The organism is Paenibacillus sp. 8b26 (genome assembly GCF_050626875.1).
GTDB lineage: Bacteria > Bacillota > Bacilli > Paenibacillales > Paenibacillaceae > Paenibacillus.
Window position 1 is genome coordinate 4,729,875 of record NZ_CP192445.1, and the last position, 17,790, is coordinate 4,747,664.

General features: G+C 48.0%; 16 protein-coding genes and 3 tRNA genes. 17 read left to right on the forward strand and 2 right to left on the reverse strand.

The genetic code is table 11. The annotated features are described in order from the left end of the window. Positions 1-5: 5 nt before the first annotated feature. From ACQ4MX_RS22055 to yajC, 11 genes are all read left to right on the forward strand, one after another. Positions 6-82: transfer RNA gene (locus ACQ4MX_RS22055), tRNA-Arg, on the forward strand. A gap of 13 nt (positions 83-95) precedes the next feature. Beyond that, positions 96-175: transfer RNA gene (locus ACQ4MX_RS22060), tRNA-Leu, on the forward strand. Positions 176-182: 7 nt separating this feature from the next. Then, a tRNA-Pro gene (locus tag ACQ4MX_RS22065) sits at positions 183-256 on the forward strand. A 118-nt stretch (positions 257-374) separates the two neighbouring features. Next, positions 375-1,079, forward strand: a complete 705-nt coding sequence (locus ACQ4MX_RS22070; RefSeq protein ID WP_431087309.1) for a BofC C-terminal domain-containing protein — start codon at positions 375-377, stop codon at positions 1,077-1,079. A 235-nt stretch (positions 1,080-1,314) separates the two neighbouring features. Further along, positions 1,315-1,818, forward strand: a complete 504-nt coding sequence (gene ruvC, locus ACQ4MX_RS22075; RefSeq protein WP_014282985.1) for a crossover junction endodeoxyribonuclease RuvC — start codon at positions 1,315-1,317, stop codon at positions 1,816-1,818. Further along, positions 1,815-2,429, forward strand: coding sequence for a Holliday junction branch migration protein RuvA (gene ruvA / locus ACQ4MX_RS22080; protein WP_431087311.1), 615 nt, complete (start codon positions 1,815-1,817; stop codon positions 2,427-2,429). The genes ruvC and ruvA overlap by 4 nt, the downstream gene beginning before the upstream one ends. Positions 2,430-2,480: 51 nt before the next feature. Continuing rightward, complete coding sequence (ruvB, locus tag ACQ4MX_RS22085) at positions 2,481-3,488, forward strand: Holliday junction branch migration DNA helicase RuvB (protein ID WP_025681892.1); 1,008 nt, start codon at positions 2,481-2,483, stop codon at positions 3,486-3,488. A gap of 266 nt (positions 3,489-3,754) precedes the next feature. Beyond that, a complete protein-coding gene (locus tag ACQ4MX_RS22090) occupies positions 3,755-5,848 on the forward strand; it encodes a SpoIID/LytB domain-containing protein (RefSeq protein WP_431087312.1) in 2,094 nt (697 codons plus the stop codon). 6 nt (positions 5,849-5,854) lie between these two features. After that, entirely contained in the window at positions 5,855-6,883 is a 1,029-nt protein-coding gene (gene queA / locus ACQ4MX_RS22095) for a tRNA preQ1(34) S-adenosylmethionine ribosyltransferase-isomerase QueA (RefSeq protein WP_431087313.1), read from the forward strand. A gap of 20 nt (positions 6,884-6,903) precedes the next feature. Continuing rightward, a complete protein-coding gene (tgt, locus tag ACQ4MX_RS22100; RefSeq protein WP_149093679.1) occupies positions 6,904-8,043 on the forward strand; it encodes a tRNA guanosine(34) transglycosylase Tgt in 1,140 nt (379 codons plus the stop codon). Between the two features lie 35 nt (positions 8,044-8,078). Continuing rightward, positions 8,079-8,414 carry a preprotein translocase subunit YajC gene (gene yajC, locus ACQ4MX_RS22105; protein ID WP_431087314.1) on the forward strand — a complete coding sequence of 112 codons (336 nt, stop codon included), beginning with the start codon at positions 8,079-8,081 and terminating at the stop codon, positions 8,412-8,414. 81 nt (positions 8,415-8,495) lie between these two features. Here yajC and ACQ4MX_RS22110 read toward each other — a convergent pair whose 3' ends face one another. Beyond that, entirely contained in the window at positions 8,496-8,885 is a 390-nt protein-coding gene (locus ACQ4MX_RS22110) for a TIGR04086 family membrane protein (RefSeq protein ID WP_014282978.1), read from the reverse strand. Between the two features lie 205 nt (positions 8,886-9,090). Between ACQ4MX_RS22110 and ACQ4MX_RS22115 the strand changes: the two genes are divergently transcribed. Next, complete coding sequence (locus ACQ4MX_RS22115) at positions 9,091-9,870, forward strand: YetF domain-containing protein (protein WP_431091384.1); 780 nt, start codon at positions 9,091-9,093, stop codon at positions 9,868-9,870. A gap of 5 nt (positions 9,871-9,875) precedes the next feature. Here the strand turns inward: ACQ4MX_RS22115 and spoVB are convergent, their stop codons facing one another. Next, the gene (gene spoVB / locus ACQ4MX_RS22120) at positions 9,876-11,450 is read right to left on the reverse strand and encodes a stage V sporulation protein B (protein ID WP_431087315.1); all 1,575 of its coding nucleotides are present in this window, start codon (positions 11,448-11,450) and stop codon (positions 9,876-9,878) included. Between the two features lie 307 nt (positions 11,451-11,757). On the opposite strand from spoVB, the gene ACQ4MX_RS22125 reads away from it, so the two are divergent. The 5 genes from ACQ4MX_RS22125 to recJ all read left to right on the forward strand — a co-directional run bounded on the left by ACQ4MX_RS22125 (position 11,758) and on the right by recJ (position 17,790). Beyond that, positions 11,758-12,015 (forward strand): post-transcriptional regulator, encoded by a 258-nt coding sequence (locus ACQ4MX_RS22125; protein ID WP_013311570.1) that lies wholly within the window; start codon positions 11,758-11,760, stop codon positions 12,013-12,015. 90 nt (positions 12,016-12,105) lie between these two features. Beyond that, the gene (secD, locus tag ACQ4MX_RS22130) at positions 12,106-13,362 is read left to right on the forward strand and encodes a protein translocase subunit SecD (RefSeq protein WP_431087316.1); all 1,257 of its coding nucleotides are present in this window, start codon (positions 12,106-12,108) and stop codon (positions 13,360-13,362) included. Next, positions 13,352-14,269 (forward strand): protein translocase subunit SecF, encoded by a 918-nt coding sequence (gene secF / locus ACQ4MX_RS22135; RefSeq protein ID WP_431087318.1) that lies wholly within the window; start codon positions 13,352-13,354, stop codon positions 14,267-14,269. Before secD ends, secF begins: the two co-directional genes overlap by 11 nt. A 133-nt stretch (positions 14,270-14,402) precedes the next feature. Then, on the forward strand, positions 14,403-15,359 hold the full coding sequence (locus ACQ4MX_RS22140; protein ID WP_431087320.1) for a cation diffusion facilitator family transporter: 957 nt from the start codon (positions 14,403-14,405) through the stop codon (positions 15,357-15,359). Positions 15,360-15,393: 34 nt separating this feature from the next. Further along, the gene (gene recJ, locus ACQ4MX_RS22145; RefSeq protein WP_431087322.1) at positions 15,394-17,790 is read left to right on the forward strand and encodes a single-stranded-DNA-specific exonuclease RecJ; all 2,397 of its coding nucleotides are present in this window, start codon (positions 15,394-15,396) and stop codon (positions 17,788-17,790) included.

Below are 17,790 nucleotides of genomic sequence, written 5' to 3' on the forward strand. Positions count from 1 at the left end.
TATTTGCGCCCTTAGCTCAGCTGGATAGAGCGTTTGACTACGAATCAAAAGGCCGGGAGTTCGAATCTCTCAGGGCGCGCCATTTAACTTCATAAGCCGGTGTGGCGGAATTGGCAGACGCGCGCGACTCAAAATCGTGAGGGAAACCGTGGAGGTTCGAGTCCTCTCACCGGCATGTATTTCGGGATGTAGCTCAGCTTGGTAGAGCACCTGGTTTGGGACCAGGGGGTCGCATGTTCAAATCGTGTCATCCCGATTCAAAAGGAAAGTCGCTTGAAGAAGCGGCTTTTTTTGTTATATTTTTTGTCTTTTTTTGTATAAATCAGTAATCGTCAGGTCACACTAACACAAAAAGTGGGACGGAAGGGATTACTGTGAAGCGATTAAGCTGGAAAAAACAAATTAAACGACGCTGGAAGCAGTGGAGAAGAACGGTGTGGGCCTGTATTATTTTTGGATGGGCTTGTTTGCTGGCAGGTTTCGGTATTCTGTTTTCACGTCATATGCAAACTATGCTGTCACAGCCTCTCGCTACTACCGTTATGGCGGACGTTGATACGGAGGAGCCTTCACACGCGAGTCCGGCTGAAGTGCATTCCTCGCAGGTGCAGATATTGCAAAGTATCCGTGCTTCGGGCATCAGTAGGAAGACTCATTTGTTAACCACCTATGTGTGTGGCACAGAGACGCTTTCCTTGGGAACGTTAAGTTCGCAGCAGTTAGAGAGCTTGCTGAAGCAGCATCCCGATTGGAAGGGACGGTTAAATACCAGAGGCGAGGTGTGGCTGGAGCGTAAGGTGGAGGATTTGTCGGAGTTATGCAAACAGCACGCCTACATGGGTATGAGTATGGATGGACAACTTACTTTGTTTGAAGGGCCGCCTAAAAAAGAAAAAGTAATTCGGACTTTCTTTCAGCTGGATGTGGGATCAATGGAGACGGCTCTGCCTGAGGGAGTGTATGAGCAGCTCCAACAGGGAATCCGTGTGCAGGATATGAACGAATACAACAGTGTGATCTCTACTTTTAGTGATTTTGCAGTGGAGCGAGCACAGCGGGTATTGAAGCAGCAATATTGATTACATGTAAGAAAGAGGCGTGTAGGCTTTGCCCGGGGGGTGAGGCGTATAACGTCTCTTTTTTGTGTTGAACTTAGGATTAAACTTTTTACTCTATTAGATGCAAAGTTTTGTTATAATGAAATGAACGACACATATGTTCGCTTTGTTTAGCATTTGGCAATGATTATGGTTTTGATATTAAATCGTTGATGGCTAGTTAACGCCGTATTTTGGCGATAGGGGAGAGATTTTTTTGCGTTTTCTAGGAATTGATCCGGGTATTGCAATTGTGGGCTTTGGATTTGTGGACAAGATCGGCAGTAAGGTGGTTCCTGTTCAATATGGCTGTATCCAGACGGAGGCCCATACACCGGAAGAAGAGCGATTGCTTCATGTGTATGAAGGCATGCTGCAATTGATTGATAAATATAAGCCTGATGCGGTAGCGCTGGAGAAGCTTTTTTTTAATCGTAACGTAACTACTGCGATGTCTGTAAGCCAGGCACGCGGCGTGCTGGTACTGGCTGCGAAGCAACGTGGTCTGCCTATAGGGGAATATACGCCTATGCAGGTGAAGCAGGCCATTGTAGGGTATGGAAAGGCTGAGAAGAAGCAAGTACAGGAAATGGTAAGAATGTTTCTGAAACTTCAAGTCGTGCCCAAACCGGATGATGTGGCGGATGCTTTGGCAGTGGCTATTTGCCATGCGCATTCATATGGACTAAATTCAAAATTAAATGAGGTATTGCGAAAATGATAGATTTCTTGCGTGGTTCTGTGGCTCACTTGGAAAATGAATATGTCGTATTGGATGTACAAGGGGTCGGGTACCGGGTATTTTGTCCGAACCCGTATGCCTTTGCTAAAACAGAAGGGCCGATTGTCATCTATATTCATCATCATGTAAGGGACGATGCTACTTTACTGTTCGGGTTTGCGACTCGTGAGGAACAGCAGTTGTTCCGTAAGCTGATTGATGTATCCGGAATTGGGCCGCGTGTGGCGCTTGGTATTTTGGGAGGCGGTACGCCCACTCATGTGGTAACGGCAATCTATCAAGAGAACATCGCGTTTCTCACCAAGCTGCCGGGTATCGGTAAAAAGACGGCGCAACGCATGGTTCTGGATTTGAAGGACAAGCTGGACGGCATCGGCTCAGTCGGGATCGCGACCGGATTGTTTGCGGAGCCTGTCGTGGAGGAAGGCGAGGGTTCCTATTGGAGCGAGGCACGAGAAGCACTTAAGGCGCTGGGCTACACAGATGCGGAGCTGGATAAGGTATGGAGCAGAATGAAGAAAGACGTGAAACCTGATGAATCTGCCGATATTTTGATGAAAAGGGCTTTGCAACTGTTGTTTGCCGGATAGGACGATGATGTCCATTAAAAGAAGTCTGGTGAAAAGGAGGAGCGATGGAATATGGATGACCGGATTATTTCCGCCAATTTGATGATGGAAGACCAGACGGCGGAGCTAAGCCTTCGCCCTCGTTATCTGAACGAATATATCGGGCAAAATCAGGTGAAAGAAAATTTGAAAATATATATTGAAGCGGCCAAGATGCGTAAAGAGGCGCTGGATCATGTGCTGCTGTACGGTCCGCCTGGATTGGGCAAAACGACGCTCGCCAATATTATCGCCAACGAGCTGGGCGTTAATTTACGCACGACCTCAGGCCCAGCAATTGAAAGACCCGGAGATTTAGCAGCGTTGCTGACTAATCTTCAAGAGGGCGATGTTTTGTTCATTGATGAGATACATCGCCTGCACCGTACGGTGGAAGAAGTCATGTATCCGGCAATGGAGGATTTTGCGCTGGACATTATGATTGGTAAAGGCCCGAGTGCGCGTTCAGTCCGTCTGGATTTGCCGCCCTTTACGCTTATCGGGGCTACTACGCGCGCTGGGCTGCTTTCTGCGCCGTTGCGTGACCGATTTGGTGTCATTAGTCGGTTGGAGTTCTATACGACAGACGAGCTGGCCTACATCGTATCAAGGAACGCAGATATTATGGAGATTGAGATTGTCGGGGATGCGGCCGAGGAAATTGCATTGCGTTCACGGGGGACACCGCGGATTGCGAATCGGCTGTTAAAAAGGGTACGTGATTTTGCCCAAGTTGCAGGAGACGGTATTATTCATTCGGAGCTGGCCGCAGAGGCGTTGAAGAGACTGCAAATTGATCCGCGCGGACTGGATGAAATTGATCATAAAATGCTTAAGGCGATGATTCATTCATTTCGTGGCGGGCCTGTGGGATTGGATACAATTGCAGCGACCATTGGTGAAGAAAGTCAGACGATCGAGGACGTGTATGAGCCATATTTGTTGCAAATCGGCCTTCTGCAAAGAACGCCGCGGGGCCGGATGGTCACTCCAGCGGCTTATGCTCACCTCGGAATTCCCATGCCAACGGATTCAAGGTGAGCAGGGAGTGTGTATTTTTATCACATGAGAATAGGCAGTAGCGGCTCTTACGGAGAAAAATGTAGCTGTGATTAGTTTACACGGCTTTGACAAATATGACATTGCAGGACGGATGGTATGGAGAAAGAGAGTGCGTGAATTAAGATTTGAGCGGGTTCAAGTTTAGGCGTATTTCGCCGATGTATTAAAAGGGACAGGTGTGAGTCAAGTTCCCGCCAAATCATGCAGTATGCGTGCTATGACAGCCAGAAATGGGGGAGCTAGAAATGAGTGAAAAAGCGTTGAATCAAAGCACAATTTTCGGCACATGGGCGGGTCGGGCCAAACGGGCAACAGCGGCTATAGTATTAGCTGTAGTTTGCCTGCCTTGGTCTCCGACTGTTCACGCCGCTACTGCCCAAGAGGATATTCGTGTAGTGATCTTTGCGGATCTGGGCAGCAAATATAAAGCGACTGTACCCGCTGTAACCTTGAAATCATCAGGGGGCCTGAGTGTTGGACAAAACAGTGGGGGTAGCTTTCAGTCTTGGACAGGACTTCCAGACAGTACGGCCCGTTTTAGTGTAGACAGCTATCGGGTGAAGGTACTGGAAGGAAATGAAGCGGCTGCAATAAAAGCAGCTCAAGCATTGCAGAAGACGAATGATAAACCGATGGTTTTTATTGGCTCGAAAAACGGTAGCTCTGTCTATCAGGTGTATGCAGGAATATATGCGAGTGAACAGGCGGCGCAGGCTGCTGTACAGCGTATTTCTACTGCAACCGGAGCACAGGCCGAAGTTACGGGGAACAAGCATTGGTCTACGGGAAACTACGGAAGCGAACAAGAGGCTAATCTCGTTCGAACGACGATTTCTGCCGCAGGTTTTGATGCTTTTACCGTCATTCAATCGAGAGGTCAATATGCTGTGTGGGTCGGAGAAGAGAGTAATGACAGCAAGTTGTCCGCTTTAAAAACAGAACTGGAAAGCAAGCAACCGCGACTTATGCTCTCTAAAGTCAACGCTACTCAAACCGGACTGATTGTGAGGCAGGAAGCAGGAGTAACGACAGGCTCTCAGGTGATGACTCATTACGTGCTGAGTGGTTCTGATAATAGCAAGGTTATGGTCAACGGAGGCAGCGATGGAATTCAAGTGGTCGAGAGATCACAGCGTACATATCGTGGCGACATGGAGCTTGGCATGACGTCAGGACAACTGACACTTGTTAACGAAGTGCCGTTGGAGCAGTATTTGTATTCCGTGGTAGGAGCTGAAGTCTATTCCTCGTGGTCGGCTGAAGCGCTCAAGGCTCAAGCGGTGGCGGCTCGCAGCTATGCGCTTGCCCAAGGCAATCGTTTTCAGATCGGGAACGTGGTGGATGGAACGTTAAGCCAGGCTTATAACGGCAAAGGCTCAGAGCATGCGAATGTTAGCGAGGCTGTAGATGCAACCGCTGGCGAAGTGATTAAAAGTGGTGGCAAGGTGGTCGAAGCTGTATTTTCGTCCAATGCGGGCGGCGTTACAGCGGATGCTTCCGAGGTGTGGAACAGTGGCGGCGAAGCGTTTGCCAGTATAGATAGCTCAGGGGATATTTCGGCGCAAAAAGGAGCACAGGAGTGGTATCACGTGCTTCTCTCCAGCGGAAAGACAGGCTATATCCGAGAAGATAATGTTAAGGAGCTGGAGGGAGTCACGGAAGCGGGGCTAGACAAAGTCACAGTGACTGCTGAAAATACCAATGTGCGTCCCATTCCTCAAATTCAATCAACCGTGGCAGCAGTAGCCAAGGCACAGCCCGGTGAAGAGATGATTGTATTGGAAAAGGTACCTCAATCCGGGGACTACGCATGGGTACGGGGGCCCTTTACGGCCGCTCAGCTTGTAAAATCCTTGCAAGGGAAAGTAACGGGCACAGCACCGTCCTCTATTGACCATCTCGATGTCACCAAACGCGGTCCGTCCGGGCGAGTGCTGGAGGTTGAAGCGAACGGGTCGCCTTTAAAGGTGAAATATCCCGATATGTATCGTTCAGCAATGGGCGGATTGCCGAGCACGCTGTTTGATATTGCGAGTACCGGCAGTTATACTGTATTAGGCGCTGATGGGGCTACTACTCATGTAAATGGTGCACAGGGAACTACAATCCTGTCGGCATCAGGGAGCAGCACTTCCAGTGGTAACGGGGTGATCGTCATGAATGGAGATCGTCATGCGCGCGTCATCGACAAAACGCAGAGCTTTATTTTTACAGGCAAAGGGAATGGTCACGGTTTGGGATTGTCACAATGGGGAGCCAACGGTTTGGCTGATCAGGGGTATGATTACAAGAAAATTTTGCAACACTATTACAAAAACGTGGATATAGTTAAGGACTGACAATATATGAACGTAAACGACTACGATTTTGAATTACCTGAAACATTAATTGCACAGACACCTTTGTTTGATCGAAGTGCTTCCAGATTACTAACACTGAGCAAGGATAGCGGTGAAGTGGGTCATCATACATTTTCAGATATTGTGCAGTATCTTCAACCCGGCGATACGCTGGTGCTAAATGATACGCGAGTGATTCCTGCACGCTTGTTCGGTATCAAGGAAGACACGGGAGCTAAGGCCGAGGTGTTACTGCTCAAGCAACTGGAGGGTGACCGATGGGAAGCATTGGTAAAACCCGGCAAGAAGTTGAAAAAGGGCACGGTTATCGTTTTTGGTGATGAGCTGAAGGCGGTCATTGAGGAAGAAGGAGATATGGGCGGAAGAGTGCTCTCATTCTCATATGAAGGTATTTTTCAGGAGATATTGGATCGTCTTGGACAAATGCCGCTTCCACCGTATATCAAGGAGCAACTGGATGACCGTGAGCGTTATCAGACGGTTTATGCCCGGCATGAAGGCTCCGCCGCAGCTCCAACCGCAGGGTTGCATTTTACAGAGGAATTACTAGATCAAATTAGAGAAAAGGGTGTTTCCATTGCTTTTGTCACCCTTCACGTCGGTTTAGGAACGTTCAGACCCATGTCTGTGGATACGATTGAAGAGCATGTGATGCATGAAGAATATTACTCATTGTCACAGGAAACGGCAGATGTGCTGAATGAAACCAAAGCGCGCGGCGGAAGAGTCGTGGCGGTGGGGACAACCAGTTGCCGGACGCTGGAGACGGTGGGCAATACATTCGGTGACGGATTATTACAGGCCAGCAGTGGCTGGACGCAGATTTTTATTTATCCAGGTTATGAATTCCGTGTAGTGGATGCGATGATTACAAATTTCCATTTGCCTAAATCCACATTGGTTATGCTGGTCAGTGCACTGGCAGGCAGGGAGAATATTATGCATGCTTACCAAGAGGCGATTGACCAGGAATATCGGTTTTTCAGCTTTGGGGACGCAATGTTCATTTATTAATTAAGGATGGTAGAGAAAATATGGCACCAGCAATAAGATACGAACATATTAAAACCTGCAAGCAATCGGGAGCCCGTCTCGGGCGTGTGCATACTCCTCACGGGGTTATTGAAACACCAACCTTTATGCCTGTAGGGACACAAGCTACAGTTAAAACGATGAGTCCTGAGGAACTAAAGGAAATGGATGCTCAAATTATTTTGAGTAATACGTACCATCTGTTTCTTCGTCCTGGTCACGATATTATTCGTGAAGCGGGTGGGCTGCACAAGTTTATGAACTGGGATCGTCCTATTCTAACGGACAGCGGCGGGTTTCAAGTGTTTTCATTGAGTGAAATGCGTAAAATTACGGAGGAGGGCGTTCATTTTCGCTCTCATTTGAATGGAGATAAGAAGTTTCTTTCGCCAGAAGTGGCAATGGAAATTCAAAACTCGCTCGGCTCGGATATCATGATGGCCTTTGATGAATGTCCTCCTTTTCCGGCTGAATATGAGTATGTGAAAAAGTCGTTGGAACGCACCAGCCGTTGGGCTGAGCGCTGTCTGGAGGCGCATGCTCGTCCTCATGATCAAGGGTTGTTTGCCATTGTTCAGGGAGGGATGCATGAAGATCTGCGCAAGCAGAGCGCGGCGGATTTGACTTCCATGGATTTCCCGGGGTATGCTATTGGTGGACTGAGCGTAGGTGAACCGAAGCATTTGATGTATGAAGTGCTGGATTATACGCTTCCTCTGCTTCCCACTAACAAGCCACGCTATTTGATGGGCGTAGGTTCTCCGGATGCCTTGATTGAAGGCGCTATCCGTGGTGTGGATATGTTTGATTGCGTACTTCCAACACGAATTGCTCGCAATGGGACAACGATGACCAGCCAAGGTCGTCTTGTCGTTCGCAACGCCAAATATGCAAGAGATTTTGGCCCGCTTGATCCGGCTTGTGATTGCTATACCTGTCGTAATTATTCACGTGCTTACTTACGACACTTGATTAAAGCGGATGAAACCTTCGGGCTCCGACTGACAACGTATCATAATTTGCATTTCTTAATTCAATTGATGCGTAATGTCAGACAAGCGATTATGGATGACAGGCTGCTTGATTTCCGCGATGAATTTTTTGAGCAGTACGGTCTTCATGATAATGATAAAGGCTTTTAAGTTTTAGGGGAGAGTATACGAAAGGGGGATTTAACATGTTTCATTTTGCTACAGCTGCTGCTGCACCCGGTGGAACTGGAGGACTTTTTCAAATGATCTGGCCACTGGCGCTGATGTTTGTAATCTTCTATTTCTTGCTGATTCGTCCGAATCAGAAAAAACAGAAGCAGCGTTCAACGATGCTTCAAGCCTTGAAAAAAGGTGATAAAGTGATTACGATCGGAGGTCTTCATGGTACAATTGTGGAGATTACGGACGATGTGGTCGTTTTACGTGTGAATGATGTTACGAAGCTGACCTTTGATCGCAGCGCGATCAGCAATGCGATTGCAAAAGATACAGCTTCCGAGGAAGTTGTTTCCAAGTCATAGAATATTAGCAGTAACAATGCAAAAAACCGAGCCTTTGAGAAGGGCTCGGTTTTTTGTGTTGTTTCGCCACATACATTTTGATTATCTGCTCAGGTTAATCCCAAACATCCCGCCCCCGGCTCCAATGATAAAGGCAATTCCCAGATGCAAAAGATCTTTGGCGTTCATACCTGCATCCAGCGCCAGAAAACCGACCAGTAGCACGATTAGCCCATACAGGATGCCTGTAATACCGCCTTGATACCAGCCTTTGTTCGTGGATCTTTTACCGGCGACGAAGCCGCCGGATACCATGGCAAATGCATGAACGATGTACGTATACAACGATAAATCCTGTTCCTGCATCTGTGTCAGCCACAAGAGTAGCGAAAGGATAAATGCGCCCAGCAGCATCCATGCAAAAGCATAAAACAAGCCGGATAAAATGGGATGGGCCAGACGAAACGAACACCAGCGGCGAATGAGCTCCATTGATAATTCCTCCTGTACCAAGGTTTGAACTATTATCATTCTATGGCCAAGCCTCCCGGCTTAGTACCAAGTCGTAAGCAGTCTTTGTCTTTATTTCAATAATTTAACCTTTTGTTTTTTGTATGGTTGATATGAGGAACGGTCAGAATACGTGTACAATGAACGGCGAATGTCTTGTCGCAAGTACAGGAGAGGAGGCGACATGTTGGGTCACGATATTTTTGCACATATATTTCGAACGTTGCTCATGTACTTTATTGTATTTCTGGTTATGCGCTTAATGGGTAAACGGGAGATCGGAAAATTATCTGTTTTTGACCTCGTGATATCCATTATGATTGCGGAAATCGCTGTATTCAGTTTGGAAGATATAAAACGTCCGTTGTATGAAGGATTGATTCCTTTGGGCGTGCTGCTGATTTTGCAGATCGGCATTTCGTATTTCAGTCTTAAAAGTCGTCGCTTGCGGCTGCTGTTCGATGGTAAGCCCAGTGTATTATTCTCCAATGGACAAATAAACAGGGAAGAAATGCTGAAGCAACGCTACAATTTAGATGATCTGCTGTTACAACTTCGGGAACAAAATATCGAAGGCTTGGACAATGTAGAATATGTTATTTTGGAAACAACAGGTAAGCTCACGGTCATACGTAAAGATGATAACGTTGGAGATACTGAATCTGAAAAGCAAAAACCGAATGTAGACCAAACGAATTTGGCAAACAGCGATCAACAGGAAAATAAAGTCCATCCTTCGCCTAAAATCGGCGGGAAGTTTAGATATGAGGGTCTTCCTATTCCGCTGATTATGGATGGCAAGGTGCTGGATCGAAATTTGGAGCGTATGGATATGAACCGTTTTTGGCTTAAAAATCAGATCCAAGCTCAAGGGCACAAAGATTTTAAGGATGTTTTCTTGTGCTCGGTTAACCATAAAGGCGATGTATATATTACGCCACCAGCCTTCGGTGAATCGTCGGATTAAAACTGTTAAGCTTTAAACCATCTTCTCAGAATAGGGATGCGGGTAAGATTGTCCCAGTCTATCATTTTGGTCAGAGTCATCAGAAAAAGGTACAGTATAATGCCCAAACCTGCAGCAAAAAGAAATTGCAGCCACATTTGATCGAAAACCGTTAGATGTCTGTAAGCATATAAGACTGCAGCTGCCATGATGATCATGCCCACACCGGTTTTCCAGAAATCAAGCAGTCGCACACGAAACCGAAGCAGTCTGCTTACACTGAAGCCATGCAGAAGGGTGACTATGGCGCTGTTGATACAAATGGCAATGACTGCTCCATAGATACCGTATTGAGGCTGGGAAGCTAGCCAGACAATAAGCGCGATTTTGATAACGGCTCCGACAAAGGTATTGAATAAGGCACTTCCGGGACGATCCAGAGCCTGAAGTGCTGCCTGAAGCGGGGCCTGAATGTACATAAAAAGAGCAAAGGGAGCCATGAGCTTAAGCATGCCCGCAATGTCGCCATTATTGTAGAGTAGCAGGCACAGAGGCTCTGCCAATACGTACATAATGACAGCAAACGGGGCTCCTGCAACCAAAGCAAGCCGAAGTGATTGATGCAATCGCTTATGAATCGCTGTGATTTGTCCCTTGGCAGCAGCTTCGGATAAGGAAGGGACGAGGGAAACAGCCAGTGAACTGGTGAGAACACCGGGTAGTAATAACACTGGAATGACCATACCCTGCATGGCCCCGTATTGGGCGGTTGCCACTCCGGTGGCAATACCTGCTACGGCCAGGCTGCGCACACATAGAATGGATTCAAGCAAATAGGACAACGACCCCACAAGTCTTCCGGCTGTTACGGGAACCGATATAGACAGAAGTCGTGACAACACAGATGGTTGTTCGGAATGAGCTGCTGAAGGTGAAGATACCTCCGGTTGTAGGGGGACATGATCTTTTCGCTGGTTCCATTTGTATTGCCATAGAAGCACAATCATGCCGATGAGTTCACCCGCCAGTGCACCGAGCATCGCCCCTGCAGCAGCGTAGGCCACGCCATGCGGAAGGAGCAGGTAAGCAAACCAGATGACGCAAAAAATGCGCATGACAGTCTCGGCAATGGAGGAGCTTGCGGACGGAATCATATTTTGTTTCCCCTGAAAATAGCCTCTGTAGGCAGAGGAAACAGCAACAATAACAATCATTGGACTCATGCTGACAAATGTATAATATACACGGCTGTCTGTCAGCAGGTGGCTTGTAATCCAAGGCGCAAAGAGAAGACAGAGCACCATGGCAAGCAGGCTGAGTGTAACAGTGAAGCGCAGGCTGGTGTGCAAAATACGCCGTGACATTTCGGGTTGACCCGCAGTTTCAGACTCGGCTACTAGCTTGGCTACGGCAAGCGGTATGCCCCCGGTAATAAGGGTTACCAGCACGATAAAAAAGGGATACCCCTGTTGGTACAAGCCGACTCCTTCGGGACCGATAATACGCGGGAGCGCGATTCGCGGAATAAAACCCAGCAGCCGATTGATAATTCCAGCTGCTAATAAAATAATTGCTCCATGGATGAATGTCTGCTTTTTCAATCGCAACTCCCTCTTCCCCAAAAATGAATTCCGCGTCTATGTGTTACTGTAAAAGATATGCCGGACCTGTCCATGTTCATGACAAGCTTTTCCGACTGAAAGCAGATGGATCAGGACAACAAGAGGGGGAGTGGTGAATTCTGCTATTGACGATCGAAATGAATGCATATATTGTTGGTTTACGGCTATTTTCGACGAAAAAGAAGGGTTTTCCAGGATCAGGGCAGAAATGTTCTATAAAGCAGTCAATAACCCCGCTAATTGCTGATCTGCGGAACCGGAGTCGCTGGGAGGAGGAACGGCCATCGTGGGTATGGAAGAGCTGGATGAGCAGGATTGGGATGACGCAATTGAGATGCTGTGTCAAAGCAAGGCGGACGAGTTGATTCTCGTAGGCTATGAGCATGTCACAAGCAAGGACGTGTGGAATTGCGTCAGCCATAAATATGAAAAGGAGGGTATTCCTCCGCTGCACAAGCTCGTTAACGATATACTTTCCCTTAAAGCGACGAGCTTTATGAACTATTTGACAATGTCCGCATTACGGGGCTCCACTTTCGAATAGAAGGGGGTCTTTTTTTGCGTTCAAATTGACTGCTTTTTGAGGGGTAGCTATAATAGGAATATTGAGAATGAAAGGGGAACATGGGACGGAATGAAGAGAATTCTAAGTTTCATCGTGGTCGTGCTCATAACCACTGGTGTTATGGTCGGGACAAGCCCGGGCCTGCTGAACAGTTTAAAACTAGGCCTCGATTTAAAGGGAGGCTTTGAAATCTTATATGAAGCCCAGCCTTTGGAAGCCGGGCAGAGTGTAACCAAACAGTCTCTCATACAAACAGCTCAAAGTCTGGAGAGACGGATTAATGCGCTCGGTACGACTGAGCCGGAAGTAACAACGGAGGGTAGTAACCGTATTCGTGTGCGGCTTGCGGGTGTCTCCAATGAAGCAGAAGTTCGCTCCATGCTGAAAAAGCCTGCCGAACTTACGTTCCGCAGTGCAACGGCGGCAGATGCCAAAAAGCCGGGACAATACAGCAAAGTTGAGCTTCGCGGGAATGATTTTGTGGAGAATGGAGCTGTTGTGGGCTTCGACCAGCTAAATCAACCTGAAATTAGTATCAAAGTGAAAGACAAAGCCAAGTTTGCAGAGATCACAAAGCGACTTCTGAACAAAGAATTGGCTATTTTCCTGGATCAGGAATTACTTTCTGCACCTACGGTACGTGGAGAACTGACGGATGGCAGTGCGTCGATCACAGGTAGCTATACTCGTGATGAAGCGAACAAGCTGGCCGATACGATTAACCTGGGGGCACTTCCGCTCAAACTGACGGAAAAATATTCCCAGAGTGTAGGCGCTACACTGGGTCAATTGTCACTCAATCAAACGATCCATGCGGGTTTGATCGGTTCGATCATTATTCTGGTATTTATGATTTTTATGTTCCGTGTACCGGGACTGGTTGCCAGCTTTTGTCTCATCGTTCATACCTGGCTGGTGCTTGCCATCTTCTACTTAGGCGGGTTTGTACTCACGCTTCCGGGTATCGCAGCGTTCGTGCTGGGGATCGGGATGGCAGTCGATGCCAATATCATTACGTATGAGCGGATTAAAGAAGAAATCAAGACAGGGAAAACGATTCGTTCTTCTGTTATCGCAGGTAGTAAGGCCTCGTTCCGTACCGTAATGGATGCCAATATTACGACAATTATAGCGGCTGCTGTTATGTTCGGCCTGGGAACAGGCTCGGTTAGAGGTTTCGCTCTGGTGCTCATCGTTGATATTGTCACCAGTATTTTGACGAATATCTTCTTCTCCCGTTTCTTGCTCAATCTGCTGGTTAAAGCGGATGCTGTGAAGAAGCCCAAGTATTTTGGTGTGAAGGAGAGTGATATCAGTGCGCTTTAATTGGGACTTTAAATATATCAAGATGAGCAAGTGGTTTTACACGTTCTCGATTATTATCACGCTGCTTGGTATTTTGAGCTTGTCGATTTTCGGTTTGAATTACGGTGTTGATTTCCGTTCCGGTTCCAATGTGGATGTCAATTTGACCAAAGCAGTTACACAGGAACAGATTCAAACTTTGCTGGACAAGAAGGGTATCGGCAAAGAGGTGGATTATACGCCGGGTAAAGAGCGCTTTGGTATTCGCTTTTCGCAGGTATTGACGGATCAGCAAGTGAATGATTTTAAAACATCTTTCAATAAAGAGCTTGATCCGAAGGCTTCCTTTGAGGTTAATACGGTAGATACGGAAATGGCGCAAGAGCTGGAGCGAAATGCAATATGGGCGATTTTGTTAGCCTGTGTAGCCATTGCTGCTTATATCTCGATCCGGTTTGAATGGCGGTTTGCCATCGCAGCCATTGTTTCGCTGTTGCATGATGCATTTCTCGTTATCAGTATTTTCTCGATCTTCCGACTTGAGGTGGATTTGACCTTTATTACAGCAATTCTGACGATTGTCGGCTTCTCCATCAATGACACCGTCGTTATTTTTGACCGCATTCGGGAAAATTTACGATTTGCGAAGAAGAAGTCCAGGGACGATTTGGAGCAGGTGGTTGATCACAGTATCGCACAGACGATGACTCGTTCACTTGCAACGGTGTTTACTGTGTTTGTTGCCTCCTTGTGCTTGTTCATTTTTGGTGGCGAGTCGATTCGTATGTTCTCGCTTGCGATGGTTATCGGCTTGCTGTTTGGTGCTTATTCTTCTATTTTCATTGCCAGCCCGCTGTGGGTGGCCTTGAAAGGAAAACAAAAGTCTCCGTCAGCTGGCGGCGGCGCGGCCAAGATTGCAAAGTCTTAAAATTACGCTTGACATCAGCAGTATGAATTAAAGAGAAAGCCGCGTCTGTATGGGCGCGGTTTTCTAAGGTTTGGAGAATTTGAAATGGAGCATTACCGGGGAATTGTCAGTTCAGGATTGAGGGGGATACGTTGTGAATAGCGAACGCAGCCGATCATTGGAAACTGCGGCGTGGAGCGGGATTATAGGTAATCTTGCACTGGCTGTTCTAAAGGGAACCGTCGGTTATGCGGCAAACAGCAAGGCGTTGATGGGGGATGCGCTGCACACGGCTGCGGATAGTGCTTCCCGTTTGCAGGAGCTTTTGTTCTCCAAAGGTGCAGCAGAGCATGGTATACTGGCACGGTTGCGGAACGGTGAAAAAGTCCGGACTGTCATATCGGTGGTACTGGCTATATTGGTGCTAATGAGTGGTCTTCAGTTGGGCATATCGGCTGTTCGTTCTTTAAGCAGTCCAGATCCGCAGGCTCCAGGTCTGTATGCACTAATTACCGCTTTCACTGCTTTGGTACTGAGAGAGTCGCTGTTTCAGTTTCAATACCGCTACTCCATTAAACATGGCCATAAGGCTGAAGCAGATTTGTACGCTAATCATGAACGGTATTCGCTTTATGCGTCGTTGATTGCTTTGATCGGCATGATTGGGGCAATGACAGGCGAAGCGATGGAGTGGCCTGCATTATTATATCTTGACCCGACCGCTGCGTTGCTGGTAGCCTGTCTGGTGTTGCGTAAAGGATATCTGATGGTACTGAATACTGCCTATCCGGCTCCTGAACAACCTCTGCGTGAGGAAGACTCACAACGCTTTATGGAGACGATTCAGCGGGTGCATGGTATCGTAACAGTTGAGCATCTGCATGCGCAGGAAGCAGGTCATTTTATAACTGTGAATGTAACCATTAGTGTAAATCCCCGGATTACGGTGCAAGAAGCGCAGGAAATTGCTGATCGGGCAAAAAATCTACTACTGGCGCGGTTTCCGCAGGTGACCCATGTACAGATGCAGTTTGTTTCTTATCAAGCCGGGTATCCTTACAAGTCTAATCATGAACTACCGGATAATGATGTGTCGTCCCTGCTGCAATAATGGCAGGACGACTATGAAAGAAAGGTGAATAGGATTGCTTCATTCGCAGTACCGATGGAAGACCCCGGAGGTTAACCTGGAGGCGGCTCAGCCGTTGACGGAAGAGCTGGGGATTTCACCATTGTTGTCCCGGCTTTTAGTGAATCGGGGTGTCACTACGGCCGGGGAAGCAAACCGCTTTTTGTACGGAAGTGCAGATGACATACACGACCCTTTTCTGCTCCTGGGCATGAAAGAGGCAGTGCCGAGAATCCGTCAGGCGCTGGAGCGTGGCGAACACATATTAATTTATGGTGATTATGATGCGGACGGGGTATCTAGTACGTCATTGATGATTCAGCTTATGCGCTTCCTGAAATCTTCGTATGATATTTACATTCCACACCGCTCCAATGAGGGATATGGACTGCACAATCATGCCCTTGATTGGGCTAATCAGCAAGGGGTTACGCTGGTTATTACGGTGGATACGGGAATTAGTGCAATAGAGCAAATAGCTTATGCGGCAACCCTGGGCATAGATGTTATTGTAACTGACCATCACGAGCCTCCTGCTGTGCTTCCTGAAGCGTATGCTCTGATCAATCCGAAGCTACCTGGCTGTCCGTATCCATTCAAGGGTCTTGCTGGTGTAGGTGTGGCACTAAAGCTGGCACAGGCGCTGCTGAGTGAAGTGCCTGAGGAATGGTTTGAAATTGCTGCTATCGGTACGGTAGCTGATCTGATGCCGTTACATGGTGAGAACCGGACGATGGTACGTAGAGGGATTCAGTCTATGAGAAGCTCTGCGTTTCCAGGTATCCGGGCGTTGCTCAGTGTAGCGGGCGTGGATATGTCTACAGTGACTTCAGTCAACATCGCATTTGCTCTGGCTCCCCGGATCAATGCCAGCGGACGCCTGGATCATGCAGGACGGGCGGTCTCCCTTTTGACGACAGAGCAGGAGGATGAAGCGGATCAGCTTGCGCATGCGCTGGATTTGCTCAATCGGGAGCGTCAGCAAGTAGTTGAACGTATTGTGGAGCAAGCCGAGCAGCAGTTGGCAGCCAAGCTGAATGGGGGTACGCTGCCGTCTGTCATCGTATTGGCTGGTGAAGGCTGGAACGTGGGTGTCGTGGGGATTGTGGCCTCCAAGCTGCTGGATCGCTATTATCGTCCAACCATTATTCTGGGCATAGATGCAGAGACAGGAATGTGCAAAGGGTCTGCCCGTTCTATTCCGGCCCTGGATATTTACAGTGCTCTGACAGACAGTCATGACCTGATGGAGCACTTTGGCGGTCATCCTTCGGCTGCGGGGATGACGCTGTCTCGGGACAATCTGGCATCGTTTGAGGAGCGGTTAAATCGCTATGCCGCTTCCATTCTGACGCCAGACAATCTCGTTCCTGTAGCCGAGGCAGATATGGTTTGTCGTCTGGACGAGGTATCTGTACAGGTGGTTGAAGAACTGGAGTTACTTCAACCCTTTGGTATGGGGAACCCTTCTCCACGTTTCGTGTTACAGGGTCTTCAATTGCGTGAGGCTCGTAAAATGGGGCGTGAGAAGAATCATGTGAAGTTGCTATTGGAGCAGAACGGATTATCGCTGGATGCGATTGCCTTCCGGCGTGGCGATTTGGCTGATTTTTTGCAGCAGCAATCCGAGCTGGATCTGCTGGGCGAACTGTCTGTTAATGAATGGAACGGCAAACGCTCCCTTCAACTGATGATGCAGGATATCCGTGTACAGGCTCCGCAAATTTTTGATTATCGGGGAGTATCAGACCCTTTTGCCGAGCTGGAGCGGGGTCTTAAGATCTTTCATCCTCGTATAGAAGAACGAAAAAATGACGTTGCGGTTGTGATGCATCCATCGTCCAGGCTTCGTCCGTCTCGTCCAGTGAACGCCGGATCCATATGGGTATATGATAAGGAGGGCGGCGTTACTCCCGGTGATGACCGAAGGGATATGCAACACTCTGTAAAGTCACTGTTCGTGTTGGAGCCACCGGATACACCGGAGCAGTTGCAGGCATTGTGGTCTACCTTTGAAGATGTAGAGAATGTGTTTCTCCTTCATTCGGTCAGTGAGCGAGGTGGTCGGCTCGTCAGCCCGGACAGGGAGCTCTTCAAGCGTATTTACGTTGTGCTTTCCCGAGTAGGGACGCAGCCTGTGGACGAAAAAGCAATGCTGCCTGCCCTTAGCCGCCAATGCTCCTGTTCAGTACGAATGCTATCTAAAGTGCTGGACATTTTCGAGGAGCTTGAGTTTATAACGCGTACAGAAGGGCGATTCTGTTTTGTGTCCAATCCGCCCAAGCGGGATTTAACGGCTTCTCCACGGTATCAGGAATTGCATGATATGGCTGAAATGGAGCGTTATTTGCTGGATGCGGATACAACCCAGATGACAAGCTGGATTATGTCGCTTATGAAGGGTGCATCTTGA